The 15,148-nt window shown below is 50.4% G+C and carries 15 protein-coding genes and 1 pseudogene; 11 read left to right on the plus strand and 5 right to left on the minus strand.

Features of this window, described 5'->3' with window-relative positions; translation table 11 throughout:
- Positions 1-72 precede the first annotated feature (72 nt).
- From uvrB to FWE06_04510, 10 genes and pseudogenes are all read left to right on the plus strand, one after another.
- Entirely contained in the window at positions 73-2,037 is a 1,965-nt protein-coding gene (gene uvrB / locus FWE06_04465) for an excinuclease ABC subunit UvrB (GenBank protein ID MCL2546432.1), read from the plus strand.
- A 3-nt stretch (positions 2,038-2,040) separates the two neighbouring features.
- The gene (locus FWE06_04470) at positions 2,041-2,988 is read left to right on the plus strand and encodes an aminoglycoside phosphotransferase family protein (GenBank protein ID MCL2546433.1); all 948 of its coding nucleotides are present in this window, start codon (positions 2,041-2,043) and stop codon (positions 2,986-2,988) included.
- The gene (locus tag FWE06_04475; protein MCL2546434.1) at positions 2,985-3,692 is read left to right on the plus strand and encodes a PIG-L family deacetylase; all 708 of its coding nucleotides are present in this window, start codon (positions 2,985-2,987) and stop codon (positions 3,690-3,692) included. Before FWE06_04470 ends, FWE06_04475 begins: the two co-directional genes overlap by 4 nt.
- 12 nt (positions 3,693-3,704) lie before the next feature.
- Positions 3,705-4,130 (plus strand): GNAT family N-acetyltransferase, encoded by a 426-nt coding sequence (locus FWE06_04480; GenBank protein ID MCL2546435.1) that lies wholly within the window; start codon positions 3,705-3,707, stop codon positions 4,128-4,130.
- A 56-nt stretch (positions 4,131-4,186) separates the two neighbouring features.
- Entirely contained in the window at positions 4,187-4,465 is a 279-nt protein-coding gene (locus FWE06_04485) for a type II toxin-antitoxin system prevent-host-death family antitoxin (GenBank protein MCL2546436.1), read from the plus strand.
- Positions 4,462-4,761 carry a type II toxin-antitoxin system RelE/ParE family toxin gene (locus FWE06_04490; protein ID MCL2546437.1) on the plus strand — a complete coding sequence of 100 codons (300 nt, stop codon included), beginning with the start codon at positions 4,462-4,464 and terminating at the stop codon, positions 4,759-4,761. The genes FWE06_04485 and FWE06_04490 overlap by 4 nt, the downstream gene beginning before the upstream one ends.
- A gap of 19 nt (positions 4,762-4,780) precedes the next feature.
- Positions 4,781-7,603, plus strand: coding sequence for an excinuclease ABC subunit UvrA (uvrA, locus tag FWE06_04495; protein MCL2546438.1), 2,823 nt, complete (start codon positions 4,781-4,783; stop codon positions 7,601-7,603).
- A 94-nt stretch (positions 7,604-7,697) separates the two neighbouring features.
- Entirely contained in the window at positions 7,698-8,492 is a 795-nt protein-coding gene (locus FWE06_04500; protein MCL2546439.1) for a hypothetical protein, read from the plus strand.
- Between the two features lie 181 nt (positions 8,493-8,673).
- Positions 8,674-9,049, plus strand: a pseudogene (locus FWE06_04505) (DUF2148 domain-containing protein).
- Between the two features lie 106 nt (positions 9,050-9,155).
- The gene (locus FWE06_04510; GenBank protein MCL2546440.1) at positions 9,156-9,785 is read left to right on the plus strand and encodes a helix-turn-helix domain-containing protein; all 630 of its coding nucleotides are present in this window, start codon (positions 9,156-9,158) and stop codon (positions 9,783-9,785) included.
- A gap of 24 nt (positions 9,786-9,809) precedes the next feature.
- Here FWE06_04510 and FWE06_04515 read toward each other — a convergent pair whose 3' ends face one another.
- The 4 genes from FWE06_04515 to FWE06_04530 all read right to left on the minus strand — a co-directional run bounded on the left by FWE06_04515 (position 9,810) and on the right by FWE06_04530 (position 14,002).
- On the minus strand, positions 9,810-10,943 hold the full coding sequence (locus FWE06_04515; protein MCL2546441.1) for a homoserine dehydrogenase: 1,134 nt from the start codon (positions 10,941-10,943) through the stop codon (positions 9,810-9,812).
- A 79-nt stretch (positions 10,944-11,022) separates the two neighbouring features.
- The gene (locus tag FWE06_04520) at positions 11,023-11,793 is read right to left on the minus strand and encodes a polysaccharide deacetylase family protein (GenBank protein ID MCL2546442.1); all 771 of its coding nucleotides are present in this window, start codon (positions 11,791-11,793) and stop codon (positions 11,023-11,025) included.
- Positions 11,790-12,572, minus strand: a complete 783-nt coding sequence (locus tag FWE06_04525) for a hypothetical protein (protein MCL2546443.1) — start codon at positions 12,570-12,572, stop codon at positions 11,790-11,792. Before FWE06_04525 ends, FWE06_04520 begins: the two co-directional genes overlap by 4 nt.
- On the minus strand, positions 12,566-14,002 hold the full coding sequence (locus FWE06_04530; protein MCL2546444.1) for a M20/M25/M40 family metallo-hydrolase: 1,437 nt from the start codon (positions 14,000-14,002) through the stop codon (positions 12,566-12,568). The genes FWE06_04525 and FWE06_04530 overlap by 7 nt, the downstream gene beginning before the upstream one ends.
- Positions 14,003-14,231: 229 nt before the next feature.
- Between FWE06_04530 and FWE06_04535 the strand changes: the two genes are divergently transcribed.
- Positions 14,232-14,735, plus strand: coding sequence for a hypothetical protein (locus FWE06_04535; protein MCL2546445.1), 504 nt, complete (start codon positions 14,232-14,234; stop codon positions 14,733-14,735).
- Here the strand turns inward: FWE06_04535 and FWE06_04540 are convergent, their stop codons facing one another.
- Entirely contained in the window at positions 14,736-14,897 is a 162-nt protein-coding gene (locus FWE06_04540) for a hypothetical protein (protein ID MCL2546446.1), read from the minus strand.
- Positions 14,898-15,148: the final 251 nt, after the last annotated feature.

The raw sequence follows: 15,148 nt of genomic DNA on the forward strand, positions 1-15,148 counted from the left end.
GAGAAACTTCTTGACAAACAACAAATGTTCTGATATAGTGAGGGGAGATTCTCGTAAAGGAGACCTCCCCTCATGCCTGATTTCAAAGTAGTCAGTGAGTTTTCCCCCGCCGGCGACCAGCCAAAGGCCATTGAGGCATTGGCAAACGGTGTTACCAACGGCTTGCAGGAGCAAGCGCTCCTCGGTGTGACCGGCTCGGGCAAGACATATACCATGGCGAAGGTCATTGAGGCCGTGCGGCGTCCAACGCTGATACTGGCGCACAATAAGACCTTGGCGGCGCAGTTGTGTGCGGAGTTTAGGGAGTTTTTCCCCGAAAACTCCGTTGAATATTATGTCAGCTATTATGACCACTATAAGCCTGAGGCGTATATTCCGCAGATTGATTTTTATAAAGAGAAGGATGTCAAATCTAACGATGAGTTGGAGCGCCTGCGGCACTCGGCGACAAGTGCGTTGTTTGAACGGCGCGATGTGGTGATTGTGGCGTCGGTGTCCTGCATTTACGGTTTGGGCGACCCGACCGATTACAGCAACATGATGTTGTCGCTGCGGACGGGCGCGACAGTCAAACGCGATGATTTGCTGCGAAAGCTCATTGATATGCGGTATGAGCGCAACGACGTGGCGTTTGAGCGCAACATGTTCCGCGTGCGGGGTGATACGATTGAGATCTTTCCTGCTTATGCCTATGACAAGGCGATTCGCGTTGAGTTATTCGGCGATGAAGTTGAGCGGCTTTGTGAAATCCATCTTGTTACCGGTGGCGTGTTGAATACGGTTGAACACATTTCGGTTTATCCTGCCAGCCACTACATTGCCTCGGCGGACGCGGTACAAATTGCTGTCAAAGAAATTGAAGATGAAATGTGGGAACGTGTTAAATTTTTTGAGGCAAACGATAAGCACATTGAAGCCCAGCGCATTCGCGAACGCACGATGAACGACATTGAGATGATGCTGCAGCTTGGCTATTGCAGCGGCATTGAAAACTATTCGCGCATTATGTCGGGGCGTGAGACGGGCAGTACGCCGTACACGCTGTTTGATTACTTCCCCAAAGATTTTTTGATGTTTATCGACGAGAGCCATGCGTCTATCCCGCAAGTGCGCGGTATGTACGCCGGCGATCGTGCGCGCAAGACGACATTGGTCGATTATGGATTTCGTTTGCCGTCGGCGCTTGATAACAGGCCGTTGAATTTCGAAGAATTTCAACAGCGTGTCAACCAAGTTGTCTATGTTTCAGCAACACCGGGTGAATATGAGCGCAGTCGCTCGGGGCAAATTGTTGAGCAGATTATTCGCCCGACAGGCTTGCTTGACCCGGTCGTTGATGTGCGCCCCATTCAAGGGCAGGTGGATGATTTGGTCGGCGAAATCAACGAGCGTGCCGAGCGAAGAGAGCGTGTACTGGTGACGACATTGACAAAAAAAATGGCGGAAGATTTATGTGATTATTTCCGCACGTTGCAAATTCGCGTACGGTATATGCACCACGAAGTCGACGCTGTTGAGCGCATGGAGCTGATTCGCGACTTGCGGTTGGGTGAGTATGACGTGTTGATTGGCATTAACCTGCTGCGTGAGGGCTTGGACTTGCCCGAGGTGTCGATGGTGGCGGTGCTGGACGCCGATAAAGAGGGCTTTTTGCGCAACGAAACGTCGTTGATTCAGACCATCGGTCGTGCGGCGCGTAACGAGAACGGCAAAGTTGTGCTCTACGCCGACAAGATAACCAAATCCATGCGGGTTGCCATGGACGAAACGGCACGGCGCCGCGGCATTCAAGAGGCGCACAATACCGAGCATGGCATTACGCCGAAGACGGTCGTTAAGAGTGTACGCAAGTTGCTGGAAATTTCAAAACCCGCCGGCACAGAACAAGTGCGCACCGATAACGACATGACACGCGAAGAAAAGTTGACAATGATTGCGCAACTGGAAAAAGACATGAAAGCGGCGGCGAAGATGATGGAATTCGAGTATGCGGCGGTGTTGCGAGATAGGATTGTGGAATTGAGCGGCGGGAAATAGGATATGATGCTATTTACAGAGCAAATCAACCATTGGGATGATTGGTGGAATACATTTCAATCTATTTCAGCATTTACACCGCTGATAACGCACATTATGCAAAAAGAAAATTTGCCCATTGCAAAAATCGAAAACGTGACGCCCGGCACGAATGCGGTGTTCAAGGTTGGCGACTATATTGCCAAGATTTTTGCGCCACCGGAGCTGTACGAAGATATAAGTGACGGGTATGGCACAGAGTTCAACGTCGAATTATTCGGCATGAAATGGGCGAATGCACATGGTGTGCCGTCGCCAAAGCTGATTGCCGACGGGGTGGTAGTGGATAAATATCACTTCCGCTACATGATTATGGAATATGTCCGCGGCAAGGAGCTTAGTAAAATTGAGGGTGACTTGAGTTATGAGAATAAAGTGACAATTGGGCGAAACATGCGCAAAATTACCAACCAACTGAACTTGCCGTGTGAAAACTTTACACCCATTGACGTAATAGAGTATGCTATCAACAACGATGAGTGGGAAGATGAGGGTTTCCCAGAATCGTTTCGGGCGGAGTTGTTGACGTACCTTAAAGGTTTTCATATGGGGCAGAAAGTATATTGTCACGGGGATTTGCATGGTGATAATATCTTGGTTGACGAGAATATGAACGTGTCGATTGTTGACTTTGCCGATGCAATGTATGCGCCGGTGGAGTATGAGCAGGTCTATATTGTAAGCGGGTTGTTCGAGTTTCAGCGGCCGTATATGGAAGGCTATTTCGGCGGGGACTATGCTGTTGAGGAGATTTTAGATTTGTGTATGACTTGGTTGCCGATTCACGCTTGGGCGCATAGTATCTTAGCGCACAACATCGGGCCGGCGACGGAGGTTACGTCGTTTGCTGTGATGCGAGAGCGGTTAAGTGATTTGATAACGCGAGGAAAGGCAGGAGAAAACCACCCATGAATATACTAGCCATCGGTTGCCATCCCGACGACTTAGAAGTTGGTTGCGGTGGCACAATCGCCCGTTACGCGCGAGAAGGGCATAAAGTTTTTATGTGCCATGTGGCGAACGGCAATATGGGGCATAAAGTCATTATGCCGGAAGAGTTGGCGGCAATGCGCAAAAAAGAGGCGCAAGAGTCGGCAAAAATGCTGGGCGCGGAGGCGATTGCATTGGACGTGGGCGATTTATTGGTCAATAACTTTAATGAAGATGACGTGCGCAAGCTTGTTCAGGTCATACGTTATGCAAAACCCGACCTAATTATCACCCATGACCCCGACGATTATATGCGCGACCATATTCAGACAAGTGAGATGGCGTTTAATGCCAGCTTTGCCGCGACCATCGCCCACTACCACACACAGCATGGTTGTTTAGATGCCGTTCCGCCTATCATATACATGGACACGCTGGCGGGTATGGGATTTATACCAACAGAATATGTGGATATTACCGATGCCATTGAGTTGAAATTGCAGGCGTTGCAATGCCACGACACGCAAATTCGCTGGTTGCGTGACCATGATGGCATTGATTTTCTGGATTTCGTGCGTACCTGCTCAAAATATCGCGGCTTGCAAAGCGGTGTGGCGTATGCTGAAGGATTCCGCCCTTGTACGCGCTGGCCGCGGATGGCGGCGAAACGGTTGTTGCCGGGGTAGGGGGAAAGCGAAATGAGTTTGACGTTCGAGTTGTTGCAGCAAAAGGATATTGCGGCAATCAAGGGGATTGTTGAGTGGTTTGAGGAGTTTGATGTAGTGCAGATTGAGAAGTTTTTGTCGGAGAAGCAGAATATTGCGTTGGCGGCGAAGTTGGGTGGGGAAATTATTGGCTTGATGTACGGCTATTTGTTGACTCGCATGGACGGGAAAGCACCGCAGTTTTTTATCTATTCGGTGGATATTCATACGGCGCATCAAGGCAAAGGGTATGGTACGCAGTTTATGAAATTTGTCGTTGATTGGGCGCGGGGTAATGGGTTTAGTGAGAGTTTTGTGCTGACGAACAAGGATAGTGCGCGGGCTTGCCGTGTGTATGAAAAGGCGGGAATGGCGCATAGTGAGAGCGATTGCGAGAGAATGTATGAGATTGAATATTGACGGTGTATCATAATTGTGATACACTAGGGGTAAGATAGTCTTTGGAGGGTGATACTATGTACAAAACTCATGTTAGGCCGGTGCGGGATATTCGAAACAATTATGCTGAGTTAAACGAACTTGCGAACAATGACGGCCATGTGATTATTACGCACAATGGGCGCGGAACGGCTGCGTTGATTGGGATTGAGGAATTTGCTAAGTATGAGGCGTATTTATATGAGCGGTATGTCAATCGTAAACTTGACGAGGCTGAAATGAGCGCGAAAGATCCAAATACGAAATGGCTGGACGAAGAAGAGTTTTGGAAGCCGTTTGAGGATTTGTTTGCATGATGTATGCAATAGAATTTTTGCCGGAATCACAGAGTGATTTAATGGATATACGCCGGTGCTTATTGCAGTACTATCCAAGTACGTCGGGTAATTTTTTCGTGCTTTTACGAAAGAAATTAGACCTCTTAAAGAACAGCCCATATGCGGCACAAATATACATAAAACGTCCGTCATATCGACGGCTTGTTGTTGGCGATTACGCAGTGTTTTACAAGGTGAATGAGGATAAGGCATTGATACAAATTTATCGTATGATACACGGTAGTCGGGATATTGAGCGACAGCTAAAAAATTAATTTTAGAACGAGGAACATCATGCACACACACATCATTGTCAAAGGCGCGCGGGAGCATAACCTGAAAAATGTCGACGTATCCATACCGCGTGACAAATTGGTCGTCATTACCGGACTGAGCGGCTCGGGAAAATCGTCGCTGGCGTTTGATACCATTTACGCCGAAGGACAGCGACGGTACGTTGAGTCATTGTCGGCGTATGCGCGGCAATTTTTGGGGCAGATGGACAAGCCCGATGTTGACTTGATTGACGGGCTGTCACCCGCGATTTCGATTGACCAAAAAACGACATCACGCAACCCGCGCTCGACGGTGGGTACAGTCACTGAGATTCATGACTACCTGCGTCTGCTTTGGGCGCGAGTGGGTACGCCGCATTGCCCGAAGTGCAGTAAGGCGATTGCACAGCAGACCATCGACCAGATTGTCGATAGTCTCATGCAACTGCCGGCCGGCACGCGCTTGATGATTTTGTCGCCCGTTGTGCGAGCGAGGAAGGGCGAATACCAAAAGATTTTTGACGATGCACGCAATAGCGGCTATGCCCGTGTACGCGTTGACGGCAAGACGTATTTGCTGGACGAAGAGATTAAATTGACCAAGACCAAGAAACACACCATTGACATTGTGGTCGATCGCATCGCCATTGATGCCGAGGGACGCCGGCGGCTGGCTGACAGTGTGGAAACGGCGAGCAATTTATCGGGTGGGCTTGTGCTTTCCGTAACAGTTGACAATGAGAAGAATGAAGTTGAAACGCTGTACAGCCAAAAATATGCCTGTGTGGATTGTAACATCAGCTTGGAAGAACTTACACCGCGTATGTTCAGCTTTAACAATCCGTATGGTGCGTGCCCGACTTGTACGGGCTTGGGCTCACAGTTGAAAATCGATCCATCGTTGCTGTTGGACTACAGTCTCAGCTATAACGAGGGTGCGGTGTTGGCATCGGGTTGGCAGAGTGCCGATAACTCGATCTCATCAATGTATTTTACGGCGCTGGCCAAGCATTTTGACTTTTCGCTTGACACGCCGATGGGTGAGTTGCCTGAAAATGTCATGGACGCAATTCTGTATGGTACAAAAGAAAAATTGGAGATGTTCTACCAGCGCAACAACGGTGTATCAAAGTACAAACAAGCTTTTGAGGGGCTGGTCAAAAACTTAGAGCGCCGCTACCGTGACACACAAAGTGAGGCCATGCGGCAGGACATTGAAAATTATATGGCGGCCGTACCTTGTCCCGATTGCAGTGGGCAGCGCTTGAAACCGGAATCGCTGGCTGTGACTGTCGACGGCATGAGTATTGCCGAATTTAGTGAGCTGTCGGTCGAGGCAGCGCTTGAACGCGCCAAGGGCATTAAATTGGGCAAGAGCGAGATGATGATTGCCGAGCGGATTTTGAAAGAAATCAATGAGCGATTGGGCTTTTTGACAAGCGTTGGGCTTACCTACCTCACATTATCCCGTGCGAGTGGCACGCTCTCCGGTGGAGAGAGTCAACGTATTCGGCTGGCGACACAAATCGGTTCGTCACTGATGGGTGTGCTGTATATTCTCGACGAGCCGTCTATCGGGCTGCATCAACGAGATAACGACAAACTGCTTGATACATTGCGCCGCTTGCGTGATTTGGGCAATACTGTGATGGTTGTGGAACATGACGACGATACTGTGCGTGCCGCGGATCATATCATTGATATCGGGCCGGGTGCCGGCATTCATGGCGGGCAGATTGTGGCAAGCGGCGGCCTGGATGATATTATGAAATGCAAGAAGTCGATGACGGGGCAATATCTGTCTGGCAAGCGCACTATTCCCGTGCCGGCCAAGCGGCGCAAGGGCAATGGTAAGAAACTGACTGTCCATGGTGCACGACAGAATAACCTTAAAAACGTGACGGTGGACATTCCGTTGGGTGTGCTGACGTGTGTGACCGGGGTCAGCGGGTCGGGCAAATCGTCGCTGGTCAATGAGGTGTTATTCAAGCGTTTGGCGTCTGAACTCAACCGTGCACGCAAGCACGCCGGAAAGCACGACAAGATTACCGGCATGGAGTACCTCAACAAGGTTATTGACATCGATCAATCGCCCATCGGGCGCACACCGCGCTCAAACCCGGCAACATATACGCAGCTGTTTAACGAAATTCGCGACTTGTTTGCCACCACGACTGAGGCCAAGATGCGCGGCTACGGGCCGGGTCGGTTTAGCTTTAACGTCAAGGGTGGGCGTTGTGAGGCTTGTAAAGGCGATGGTTTGCTAAAAGTGGAAATGCACTTTTTACCTGATATTTATGTGCCGTGTGAGGTGTGTAAGGGCAAGCGTTACAATCGCGAGACGCTGGAAGTGCGGTACAAGGGCAAGAATATTTACGAAGTGTTGGAAATGACGATTGAGGAAGCGGCGGCCTTCTTCGAAAATTTGCCGCGGATTGCGCGGCGGCTAAATGTGTTGTGCGAAGTGGGCTTGGGCTACGTTAAGCTGGGGCAGCCTGCCACGACACTTTCGGGCGGCGAAGCGCAACGCGTGAAATTGGCGACTGAGCTTGCCAAACGCAGTACCGGCGCCACCATCTATATTTTGGATGAGCCGACAACGGGACTGCATACCGCTGATGTGCATAAGTTGGTCGAGTTGTTACAACGCTTAGTTGAAGGCGGCAATACCGTGCTGGTTATTGAGCACAACTTGGACGTCATTAAAAGTGCCGACCATGTGATTGATTTAGGGCCCGAGGGCGGCGACAAGGGCGGTGAGATTGTGGCATGCGGTACGCCGGAGGCGATTGCTAAGTGCAAAAAAAGCTATACGGGACAGTATTTGAAGGGTGTGTTGTAAGTGAGAGCATGGGGCGGGGGATATCCCGCCCTTGTTTTTTTCGAGCGTGACTGATATAATATGGCATAATGACTAATTTTGGAGGCTTACCCCCATGCGAAAGCTACTTGTCTTTGCGGTGTCATTGTTTTTCATTGCCGGTTGCGCGGCCCATGACGCAGGTATATTGCTGCAAACGTCGCCGCCAACACCGGTGTACGGTTATGAAGAGACACCTATGTTGGGTGCGGTCATGCCAGACGAAGTGAAATGGGTTGTTTTGAACGGCATAACGTATGGTGCGTATGTTGATGACACATGGGTGCAGGGTGGCGACGAGTCGGTAGATTGGACGCAAAGCGGCAGCGCGGCGAACTTCTCTCAGCCGCGCTCGGTATCAATGTATGCTGTGGTTGAGTCGCCGGAAGTTGTGACGCGTGATATGGTCAACGCTGTGCGTGATTTGCTTGATGAGCGCGGGTTGACCGTTGCTTCGGCTAATATTGACCAAGTGGCAATGGTTGATCTACTTGGGAATGGTCGCGTACAGACGATTATAGCCGCCAACACGCCGCAGGATGAAGATGGCGCAGTGGTTACCGATGATGAAATCCGTAGCGGGGATGCCGGCGTATACTCGTTTTTAATGATTGTTGATGGAGAAAATGTGACATTATTGTACGAGCGTTATCGGCAAGTTGATTCCCGTGAAGCCGAGGTGTTGGAGCAAGCGTATCTTATCGTGTTGGACGGTGTTTATGATGTCAACCGTGACGGTGTTTTTGAGATTTTCTTTACTGTTGCGAGTGCCGGCGCTATGGGGCATGTAGATAATATGCACTTTATGCATGCTTATCAAGGCAGTGCATGGCGGCAGGTATTGCAAGCAGCAGGAATTCAGGCGGAATAATATAGGAAAGAGGGGGACATATAATATGTTTATCAATTCACAAAAGGCCGAAGAACAGGCAGTATTAAATCTCGCATATGCTGTCTGTGCGGCAGTGCGAACAGCCCCGAAAGCCTGTGGGATTGACCATATGGATACAGCCATTGTCACCGGTGAGGAAAAAAAGAAAATCACCGACAAAATGCGCCGACTGAGTGAGACCATTCCCGCACCCTTTTTCAGCCGTGATGCCGATAACACCGACGCAAGCGGTGCCGTGGTATTGGTAGGCATAAAGTATCAACCGCGTGGGTTGAATGAACGTTGCGGGCTTTGTCGATTTGCAAACTGCGCCTCTTGCAATGACGCGGGTGCCGTTTGCGTATTTATCGGTATTGATTTGGGCATTGCACTTGGCTCGGCAGCGGCATTGGCGGCCGATAGCCGCATTGACTAATCGCATTATGTTTACCATCGGTAAAGCTGCGGCGTCGTTGGGATTGATGGGTGAGCATGAACTGGTGATGGGCATTCCGCTGTCGGTGTCGGGGAAATCGCCATTTTTTGATAGGAAATGAGGAACTTCCAACCTCAGGTTGGAAGCCAATCAACCAATACGTCATTGCATTTTTGTTTTTGTAGGGATATAATTATTTCATCACAAAAATAAAAGGAGAATGCCATATGTCTGCCGTTGCAATCAATGTAAAAATCGCCGAGCTTCGCAGAGCAAAGAGAATCACGCAAGAAGATTTAGCCAACCATCTCGGTGTAACTAACCAAACTGTCTCCAAGTGGGAGTTGGGCGCATGTTGCCCCGATATTCAGTTGTTGCCGAACATTGCCGATTATTTTGCCGTTTCAATTGATGCGCTTTTCGGAAGAAGCGGCGGGCATGAAAGTCAAACGCCGCACATTGGATCTGTGCCGTGGGACGACGACGATACTATCCGTGGCGTTGTGTATCTTGGCAAGAAAATGGTGAAAGAGACTGATAATTTATCGAAATTTACCTTCACCTTTGAAGGTGAGGCGAAAAATGTTGTGTGTGAATGCAATTTGAACTGCGACAATATTCATGGTAGTGCGAATGTGGGAAATAATGTTGACTGCGATAAAATCTACGGAGGCGTCAACGTAGGGAATAATTTGGATTGCGGCAATATTAGCGGCGGTGTTATTGCGGGCAATAACGTCGATTGTGCAGGAATTAGCGGTGATGCCAGCGCGGGACATAGTATTCATTGCGGTGATATTGGCGGCAACGCCAGTGCCGGGTTTGAAGTAAAGTGTAATAGTTGTAATTGCAAGTAGAATTTGTTATGTTTTTAGTGTTTATTATGCATCCAGAACCCGCAGGGCAACGGCATTTGCAGAAAATTTGCCCAGTTTACGCCAATCGCGTGCCTTGAGCGTAATCGTCTGTGTTGCGCCATCGCGGATATACCACTGTGATTCGATATCATGGGGCAACGGGTCGCGGTTTTTGGCAGGCTGCCAGGACATGAATTTGCGTGCCTCCATGTGTTTGACAGCATCGATGACATCGGCGACAACAGCACTGGCAGTTGGCATGGCGCCCGCACCGCGGCCGTAGAACATGACATGCCCGATAGCGTCGCCGGTGACGGTGATGCCGTTGTATACGTCATTAACATTGGCAAGGGGCGAGGCATTGGGTACAAAATGCGGCGCCACCCACGCATAGATTTTGCCGCTGTCAGTGCAGTGGGCGCGGGCAAGTAATTTCACGGCATAGCCGTTTTCTGACGCATATTGCATATCTTGCGGGGTAATGGCTTCAATGCCTTGTACATTAAGTTGTTCGGGATAGACATGCGCACCGAACGCCAGCGATGCCAAAATGCAAATCTTGCGGCAAGCATCATGGCCTTGTACGTCATCGGCAGGGTCGGCCTCGGCATATCCTTTATCCTGCGCTTCTTGGAGTGCTGTTTCAAAGGTCAAGCCGCGGTCTTTCATGTTGGTGAGCATATAGTTTGTCGTGCCGTTGAGGATGCCGCAAATATCGGAAATGCGGTTGGCGGCGAGGCATTGGTCAATTGGCCGGATGATGGGGATGCCGCCGCCGACGCTTGCTTCGAAGAGATAGTTGACGCCATTTTCTTTGCCCAATGCGAGCAGTTCATCGCCATATTCGGCGACAAGTTCTTTGTTAGACGTGACAACATGCTTGCCAGCTTGCAAGGCCCTGCGCGTAAAGTCCAGTGAAACGGTTGCGCCGCCGATGGCTTCGACGACGACTTTGACGGCGGGGTCGTTGGCGATGGTGTCAAAATCCTTGATGGCGTAAGGTGCGTAGGGGGTGTTTGACAAGTCGCGAATGTCGAGGATATATTTGAGCGAGACATGCTCCTTGGCGCGCGCCGAGATGGGCGCAGCGTTCTGGGTCAATAAATCGGCAACGCCGGCACCGACGATGCCGCAACCTAAAATGGCAACTGAAACCATAATGCAATGCTCCTAACCTTGTAAAATCTTCATCATTGTACCAAAGTTGCAGTAGGTTGTCAAGATTGACGCTCTTTTCTCAATTTATGTCATTCTGAAAATTCTGCGGGGTGCAAGTATTGGTAATGACGCGCATTTCGGCGTCCAGCTCGTCCAATATAACGGGCAATACGCGGCGCAGGAGTTGCGGCGTCCAGCCATATTCGTGGATGAGGACGTTGGCCGGACGGCTCCAGTTGTGATTGCGCAGCGGGCCGATGATATTTTGTGCTACAGCTTCGACCTGGTTGGCGTCATACCGCCAGTCGTTGGAGTCGATGTTCCAATCCCAAAAGCGGAAGCCGTTGTCGTTTAACGCATTGCGCAAGCCGGAGCGATAGCCGGTTGCGGCCGGTGAAAACCACGGATGCGACCCAAAGGGTACGCGAATTAGGCGGCTGCGTGCAAAGACGAGGCCGCGCAGCATATCATTTGTGCGGTCGATTTCTTCCATAAAGCCGCCGGGGCCTCGGTTGTAAAATTGTGCTACGGTATGCGACCAACTGTGATGGTGTACGCCATGTCCTGTGGCAATGGCACGGCGCATGACACCGGCGTTGGCACGGTAATTTTGTCCCAGAAAAAAGAATGTCGCCGGTACGCCAAATTCGTCGAGCACATCTAAAATAGCGTGTGTGTGTCCGCCCGGGCCGTCGTCGATAGTCAGAAAGACGATACGCTGCGATGGTGTGAGTGCCGCCGTTTCGTCATCCGGCGCTTCGGCTTGCGGCGGCGGGGTGACACCATATGTCGTGCCGGCAGACATTACGAACAGGCAGAGGGCGAGCAAGGTGGCAATTTTGCGTTTCATGGGGTTTCTCCTTTGGCGTATTTAGCATTGCGCTCTAATAACTCGGGACGGCGCACATTGGGCATTTTCATGGGTTGAAACTCAGGATAGGGCGATTCTTTGGGATTGGTGTTGTACGGACAGTTGATTTGACATAAGTCGCAGCCGTACAGACTGGATGAGAGTTCTAAAAGTTGCAATTGCTCTTGAGTGGAATGTCGGCTTTGGCTGATGAATGACAGGCACTTTTCGTGATCTAACTTCGTGCCTTTGACTGGGTCAAACTGCAATGCCCCAGTCGGACAACCGCAAGATTCAATATCGCAATCATGGCAAAACCCTGCCGATCGGGGTTGTATGTTGAGCGGCATATTAGTCACAATAGCACTCAGGAAAATATAGCTGCCATACGACGGCAGAATCGCCAAGCCGTTGCGCCCCGTGAGGCATAAGCCGGACAGCCGCGCCGCTTTGACAATGGGCAAAGGGTAGCCATTGGCGAGGACGGTGAAGTTATAGTTTTCATAAGTGCTTGCAAGCGCTTCGCGTGCCGCGCTCATGCGGAAACGCAGTGCGGGGATATAGTCCTGTCCCCACGCGTAACGGGCGATATGCGCATGTCCGATGTCGCGGTAGTAGGGGAATGCCGCGATAAATGCTGTTTTTGCATTGGTCAGCTTGGTGTTAAGTTGTTGTTGTGTTTCGGCGGACAGATTGAGCATGGCAATGGGGATTGCCGCGGCGGCAACTGCGCCGGAATGCTGCATGATTAGTTCTGCATTCTGCACTATATTTACCATCCCTGTGCCATCAACGTTCGGTAAAACAGCACTGCTGTGCCGAGAGACTGTTCCGAAATATATTCGTCTGCGGCGTGAATGGTGGCGCGTTGCGCCGCCGTCACGGCAAATGGCCCGAACCGATACACGTGATTGCTTAGCGGTTCGTAATAATTGGCGTCGGTTGAACCGACCATCAAGTACGGTGCGACAGTAATGGGGCCAAATGTGTCGCGCACGGCATTGGCGAGTTTGTCGAATGTTGTGTCATGGTATTCGGATACAATGCCCGGCTCCTTCATTTTATCCATAGTCATTTCTACGTCTAAATCAGCCGTCAGCCGTTGTGCGAATGCCAAGTATTCGTGGCTTGACATGCCTGTTAATAGTCGCACGTTGACAGTTGCTTCGGCGACTTTGGGCAGCACATTGTGCGCTTGCCCCGATGATGCCATGGTTGCGACCGCCGTGGTGCGCAGCAACGCGTTATATTGCGGGTGGACGGTCAATGCTTTCATCAATTGGCGTGACATAACAGCACGGTTTGCCAATGCGAACCGTTGCCTTTTAGTGAGCATGCCGGCAATGGTGAGAAAATAATCCTCGGTCAACGGTGTTAAGTGCGGCGTTGGCTGACAACTTTCGAGTCGGCTCAATGCTTCGGAAAGTCGACCTAAAGCCGATTGCTGCGGCGGCATAGATGCGTGTCCACCTTTGTCACGGCAACGCAAATTCAAATTCATAATGCCCTTTTCAGCTACGCCGATTTCTGCAATATGTTGCCCTCGATGCGCTGAGATGAAGCCGCCTTCATCCAGGACCATGGCAAAGCGCAAGTTTTTTTGCGTGAAATATTTTATGATTTCGCCCGCGCCGTGCTGTCCACCGATTTCCTCATCATGTCCGAAAGCGAAATAGATATCACTCTCAGGTACAAAGCCTTCGGCAATCAGCGACTCCGCCGCTTCGAGTAAGCAGACCAAGATGTTTTTAACGTCCAGCGCGCCGCGTCCGTAGATGTTGCCGCCCGAGCGATTACCGCCGAATGGATCTTCCTGCCAATCTTCGCCCGCCGGCACGACATCGAGGTGGGCACAGAACAAAAGCGGGTCAGCATTGGGGATGCTGCCGCGCCAGCGCAATACCAAACTGTGTGTGTTGACTGTTTCGATGGTCATGGTGTTGAAAATGTGAGGGTAGCGGTACGGCAATACGCGGTGAAGAGCCGTAAAGGCGATGTAATCGCCATCAGGTTCGGAAATACTGACCGTCGGGCAGCGTATAAGCAGCGACAAGCTATCGCCGGCGCGTTGTGAGATACTCGAATGTACGGTTTGCGGAGACAGTTTCCCGCCGAGCTTTGGCAAGGTCTTGACGCGGTTGCGCATAAACAAGAATGTCAGCGTGATCCCGATGATGAGCAAAATGGGTATTAGAATGAAAAATAGCATAACAACGCCCCCAAGCACAATTAAAAATAGTATACCATAATACTCGGCAATATGCAACGGGGGAACATAGGTGTTAAATTTGCTTTGATAGGTGAGGATAATTGAGATTACAGCCGCTTGGCGACTGGTAATTGAGCTTATTGCTGAACAAAAAGAGCCGTTCGCATGACCGGTTCTTTTTTCACGCCTAAACCAACCGCAGCATACCATGAACCATGGAGGCGATGGTATGACGTTTTTTCTGGGCAGCAACACGCCCGACGGGTTTTACTCGTTTTATGACCAACTTATTGATTTGCAAGCAGCGCAGGCGGTATATATATTGAAGGGTGGGCCGGGGTGCGGCAAGTCTACGCTAATTCGCGCCGTGGCGGAGATGGTTGGAGAACAACCACAATATATAGCATGTGGTGCTGATCCGGCATCAATGGATGCTGTTTGTTTCCCACAGCGGCACGTTGCTGTTGTCGACGGTACTGCGCCGCATGAGCGGAGTGCAAATACACACAAAAATTATTATCAAGGCGTAACTGTACCAATTATTACTCAAAGGAATGTACATTTTGGTCTCAGCCATTTCTTTGTTGACTTTTTAATAAAATCCTTGTTGATAATTTCGTCTGCCGCGTCCTTTTCGGCATTCTGCAACACCTTACGAATTATCTCAATATTTTTGCGACGAAAGCAAGCACCTCTCGAAAATGTGCGTTATTCTCATGCAAAAATATCGTAGTTACCCGATAAACTCATCATTCAGCCATTGTCCGCTGTGAGCAGCACCGTTGGCGTAGGTCAGTGTGCCTTGGCCGTACGCATACCGCGAGCCATTTGGCCGGCGTATGTGCCGAAATAAACACCATTGGGGTTGTATTGTCAAGGGCTGTTTTTCGGGCATGGAAATACCCCATAGGGTAAAGGCGTGTAAAGCATTGCCCTATGGGGCTTTGTGTAGATAATTTCAATTTTACGGCGTGGGGTGGCCGTTAGCCGTTAGCGATGGAAATGCTTATTCGCTACCCTACTTTTTCGCTGCCCCGCGCACTACGTACCCCTAATCACATCCAACGTCCGCACCATGGCCATGACCATCATCTGCGTTTGGAACTGCATTTGCGGAGAGAACAGATACACACCCGGCTGCGAGCT

The organism is Oscillospiraceae bacterium, assembly GCA_009780275.1.
GTDB lineage: Bacteria > Bacillota > Clostridia > Oscillospirales > UBA929 > WRAI01.

What these genes read in the sequence shown, in the direction of transcription:
- uvrB (MCL2546432.1), top strand. Translation starts at nt 73, where the DNA reads ATGCCTGATTTCAAAGTAGTCAGTGAGTTTTCCCCCGCCGGCGACCAG.
- FWE06_04470 (MCL2546433.1), top strand. Translation starts at nt 2,041, where the DNA reads ATGATGCTATTTACAGAGCAAATCAACCATTGGGATGATTGGTGGAAT.
- FWE06_04475 (MCL2546434.1), top strand. Translation starts at nt 2,985, where the DNA reads ATGAATATACTAGCCATCGGTTGCCATCCCGACGACTTAGAAGTTGGT.
- FWE06_04480 (MCL2546435.1), top strand. Translation starts at nt 3,705, where the DNA reads ATGAGTTTGACGTTCGAGTTGTTGCAGCAAAAGGATATTGCGGCAATC.
- FWE06_04485 (MCL2546436.1), top strand. Translation starts at nt 4,187, where the DNA reads ATGTACAAAACTCATGTTAGGCCGGTGCGGGATATTCGAAACAATTAT.
- FWE06_04490 (MCL2546437.1), top strand. Translation starts at nt 4,462, where the DNA reads ATGATGTATGCAATAGAATTTTTGCCGGAATCACAGAGTGATTTAATG.
- uvrA (MCL2546438.1), top strand. Translation starts at nt 4,781, where the DNA reads ATGCACACACACATCATTGTCAAAGGCGCGCGGGAGCATAACCTGAAA.
- FWE06_04500 (MCL2546439.1), top strand. Translation starts at nt 7,698, where the DNA reads ATGCGAAAGCTACTTGTCTTTGCGGTGTCATTGTTTTTCATTGCCGGT.
- FWE06_04510 (MCL2546440.1), top strand. Translation starts at nt 9,156, where the DNA reads ATGTCTGCCGTTGCAATCAATGTAAAAATCGCCGAGCTTCGCAGAGCA.
- FWE06_04515 (MCL2546441.1), bottom strand. Translation starts at nt 10,943, where the DNA reads ATGGTTTCAGTTGCCATTTTAGGTTGCGGCATCGTCGGTGCCGGCGTT.
- FWE06_04520 (MCL2546442.1), bottom strand. Translation starts at nt 11,793, where the DNA reads ATGAAACGCAAAATTGCCACCTTGCTCGCCCTCTGCCTGTTCGTAATG.
- FWE06_04525 (MCL2546443.1), bottom strand. Translation starts at nt 12,572, where the DNA reads ATGGTAAATATAGTGCAGAATGCAGAACTAATCATGCAGCATTCCGGC.
- FWE06_04530 (MCL2546444.1), bottom strand. Translation starts at nt 14,002, where the DNA reads ATGCTATTTTTCATTCTAATACCCATTTTGCTCATCATCGGGATCACG.
- FWE06_04535 (MCL2546445.1), top strand. Translation starts at nt 14,232, where the DNA reads ATGACGTTTTTTCTGGGCAGCAACACGCCCGACGGGTTTTACTCGTTT.
- FWE06_04540 (MCL2546446.1), bottom strand. Translation starts at nt 14,897, where the DNA reads ATGCCCGAAAAACAGCCCTTGACAATACAACCCCAATGGTGTTTATTT.